This window comes from Actinoplanes sp. NPDC051633 (assembly GCF_040681735.1).
In the GTDB taxonomy this organism is placed as follows: Bacteria; Actinomycetota; Actinomycetes; order Mycobacteriales; family Micromonosporaceae; genus Actinoplanes.
Map to the genome: position 1 here is coordinate 1 of NZ_JBFAZH010000876.1, position 3,350 is coordinate 3,350.

The 3,350-nt window shown below is 74.1% G+C and carries 4 protein-coding genes; 3 read left to right on the forward strand and 1 reads right to left on the reverse strand.

Annotation, left to right across the window (positions count from 1 at the left end; genetic code table 11):
- Window positions 1-100: 100 nt before the first annotated feature.
- Window positions 101-886, forward strand: a complete 786-nt coding sequence (locus tag AB0M20_RS33710; RefSeq protein ID WP_364304388.1) for an MFS transporter — start codon at window positions 101-103, stop codon at window positions 884-886.
- A gap of 28 nt (window positions 887-914) precedes the next feature.
- Here AB0M20_RS33710 and AB0M20_RS33715 read toward each other — a convergent pair whose 3' ends face one another.
- Entirely contained in the window at window positions 915-1,679 is a 765-nt protein-coding gene (locus AB0M20_RS33715; RefSeq protein ID WP_364304384.1) for an NAD(P)-dependent oxidoreductase, read from the reverse strand.
- A gap of 76 nt (window positions 1,680-1,755) precedes the next feature.
- On the opposite strand from AB0M20_RS33715, the gene AB0M20_RS33720 reads away from it, so the two are divergent.
- Together AB0M20_RS33720 and AB0M20_RS33725 are read left to right on the forward strand one after the other, a co-directional pair.
- A complete protein-coding gene (locus AB0M20_RS33720) occupies window positions 1,756-3,099 on the forward strand; it encodes an SDR family oxidoreductase (protein WP_364304386.1) in 1,344 nt (447 codons plus the stop codon).
- The coding region (locus AB0M20_RS33725; protein ID WP_364304387.1) for a hypothetical protein at window positions 3,087-3,350 on the forward strand (264 nt) is incomplete at its 3' end. The genes AB0M20_RS33720 and AB0M20_RS33725, both read left to right, overlap by 13 nt.

Here is a 3,350-nt window from a genome sequence, read left to right on the forward strand (position 1 = left end):
AAGTTTATGTTTTTGTTTAAGTAAACCACCGTAACTTAACATACGTTTTCTGTATAAACCTTGTTCTAAATCTTGAACAATTTCTGCGTCTTTTCTCCTGCTGGCGGCCGTCGGCGTCGGCGCGGTGGCCGGCGCGCTGCTGCTGCCACGGTTGCGGGCCCGGTGGTCGCTGAACCGGTTGCTGCTGATCGCGGGCATCGGCTTCGCGGGGGTCCTCACGGTGCTCGCGCTCAGCCGCTGGGAGGCGCTCATCCTGGTGGCGCTGCTGCCGGCCGGCGTCGCCTGGGTCATGGTGCTGTCCAGTGTGAACGCCGCGATGCAGTTGTTCCTGCCGAACTGGGTGCGTGCCCGCGGGCTGGCGGTCTACCAGATGGTCTTCGCCGGGGCGCAGGCGGCCGGTGCGCTGGCCTGGGGTGCGATCTCCGACCTCTGGGGCCTTGTCCCGGCGCATCTGACGGCGGCGGCGCTGATGTTGGCGGGCGTGGTGACGTTGCGCTGGTGGCCACTGCGGGACACGACCGGGCTCAACCGCGAGCCGGCCGTGTTCTGGCCCGAGCCGCACCTGGAGATCGAACCGGACGACCATGGCGGCCCGGTCCTGGTGCTGGCGAGCTATCCGGTGAGCGCCGAGCGTGAGGAGGCGTTCGTCGAGGCGATGGACGCGGTACGCCGCACCCGGCTGCGGACCGGCGCGGTGCGCTGGGGGCTGTTCCGCGACGGCGAGCGGCCGGACCGCTACGTCGAGGCCTACCTGGTGCCCAGCTGGGACGAGCACCTGCGGCAGCACTCGGGCCGGCTGACGGGCGCCGACCGGGCGGTGGAGGAGCGGGCCCAGGCGCTCGCCGACGGCCCGCCCGAGGTGAGCCACCTGCTCAACGCCCGCTGACCCGCCCGCTGAGCTGCCCGGTGACCCGTTACGCCTCCCCGAGGGGCCCGGTCGCCATCGGCCCGCCCACCAGCCGGTGCTCCGGCTCGCTGAGATCGGGTTCGCCGACGGCGGCGGCCCACGACTCGGCGTCGTCGCGCGGGGCGTACCCGATCGCCCGGCCACCGGCCGCCGACCACCATCGGCGGGTGTTGGCGGAGACGCCCCAGACGAGCCGCCAGCCGGTCGCGGTGAGAGATGCCTCGACCAGGCGGGCGGCGTCGTCCGGGGACAGCCACGCCGACAGGTCGCGCGGGCCGGTGGGCTCGTCCTTGCACGAGCCGATGCGCAGGCAGATCACGTGCAGGCCGTGCCGGTCGTGATAGAGCCGGCCGAGCGACTCCATCGCGGCCTTGCTCCAGCCGTAGTAGGAGTCGGGCCGCGGCGGCACGTCGTCCGGGAGGCCATCCGGCCCGGCGTCGGACCGCTCGTAGAGGCCGGCCGCGTGGTTGCTGGACGCCAGGATCACCCGCGGCACGCCGGTGCTGTGCGCTGCCTGCAGGACCCGTTCCGTGCCGCGCACGTTCACCGCCAGCACGTCCTCGAACGGGCCCTCGCTCGCGATGCCGCCGAGATGGACGACGGCGTCCACCCCGCGGGCGGCCCGCTCGACCGCCGCGGCGTCGGTGACGTCGAGCGCCGCGACGCCGTCGCCGGCCCGCACGTCGGTGAGCCGCAACTCGTGGCCGCGCAGCCGCTCGCGCAGCATCGCGCCGACCGCGCCCGACGCGCCGGTCATCAGGATGATCGCCATGTCCGAGGTCTTGCCCCGCCGCCCGGCGCCTCATGCGAGCCGGCTTATCGGTGGCGGAACGGGGTAGACGGCCGCCATGAAACGCGTACCCGATCAGGTCGTCGTCATCACCGGAGCCTCCAGCGGCATCGGCCGCGCGACCGCGCTGGCCTTCGCCGCCCGCGGCGCCAAGGTCGTCTGCGCGGCCCGCGGCAAGCAGGCCCTGGACACGCTGGTCGCCGAGATCCAGGCAGCCGGGGGTACGGCGACGGCCGTGCCCACCGACGTCGGCGACCCGGCCGCGGTGCGCGCCCTCGCGGAGGCGGCCGAGCAGCGGTACGGGCGCATCGACACCTGGGTGAACAACGCCGCCGTCGGCGTGTGGGGCCGCGTCGAGGACATCACCGACGCGGAGTTCGACAAGGTGATGCGGGTCAACTTCCTGGGCCAGGTGCACGGGGTGCACGCGGCGCTGCCGGCCTTGCGGCGGGCCGGCGGCGGCGCGCTCATCGGGGTCGCTTCGGTGGAGGGGATCCGGGCGGTTCCCATGCACGCGCCCTACACCGCCAGCAAGTTCGCGGTGCGCGCCTTCTACGACGCCCTGCGGATGGAGATGGCGCAGGAGGGTGCGCCGGTCGCCGTGACCACCGTGTCGCCGGCGTCGATCGACACGCCGTTCTTCGAGCACGCGCGCAGCAGGATGGGCGCGATGCCCAAGCCGCCACCGCCGGTCTACGCGCCGGAGGTCGTCGCCGAGACCATCGTGTACGCCGCCCGGCATCCGCGGCGCGAGATCCTCGTCGGCGGCGCCGGCGTCGGGTTCATGCTCAGCCAGCGGCTGGCCCCGGCGCTCACCGACGCGATGTTCTCGATCCGGCGGCTGGGCATCGGAGCGCAGCGCACCGACCGGCCGGACAACGGGGTGGACAATCTCGACGGTCCGGTCGACGAGCCCGGGCAGGTCCGCGGCAGCCACTCGGGGCGGGTGCTGCGGCACAGCGCGTACACCAGGCTGATCGGCCGGCGCGCGAGGCCGGGCGACGTCGCGACCAACGCCGTCCGCCGGCTCCGGCGGCGGCCGGGCCGCCTCGGCGCCGCGGCGGTGGCCCGCGCCGGCTGGGGATCCGTTCTGTTGCTCGCCCCGGAGATGGTGCTCCGGATCGCCGGACGCGCGCCCGCGACACCGGCCGCGGTCACCGTCGCGCGGGTGCTGGGCGCGCGGCAGGTGGCGCAGGCCGTGGTCACCGTCGCCCAGCCGTCGCGGCCGGTCGCGCTGGCCGGCGCCGCGGTCGATGCGATCCACGCGAGCACCGACGTGGGGCTTGCCGTCGCGTCCGGACGGTGGCGGCGGATCGCGCTCATCGACGCCGCGATCGCGTCGGTCCTCGCCGCATCGGGAAGCCTCGGCGCTTCCGGGGGTCGGGGCCGATGGCGCGGGTGAAGGGTGCGGCGACGGCCGCGTCGAGCCAGGCCACGAGCCCCGACGGCGTGCGGGTCCCGGCCGGCGAGGCGCACGCCTGGCTGCCCGGCACGAACCAGACCGTGTGCGGCCTGGCGCTCAGCCGGACCCGGCTGTTCCGCTTCCCGCACGTGCCGTTCGACTTCCGGGGCACCGACGTGCTGACCGCCGAGGACGAGATCGGCTTCATCTGCCCACGCTGCGTGGCTGCGACGACGCGCCGCGACGAGCGC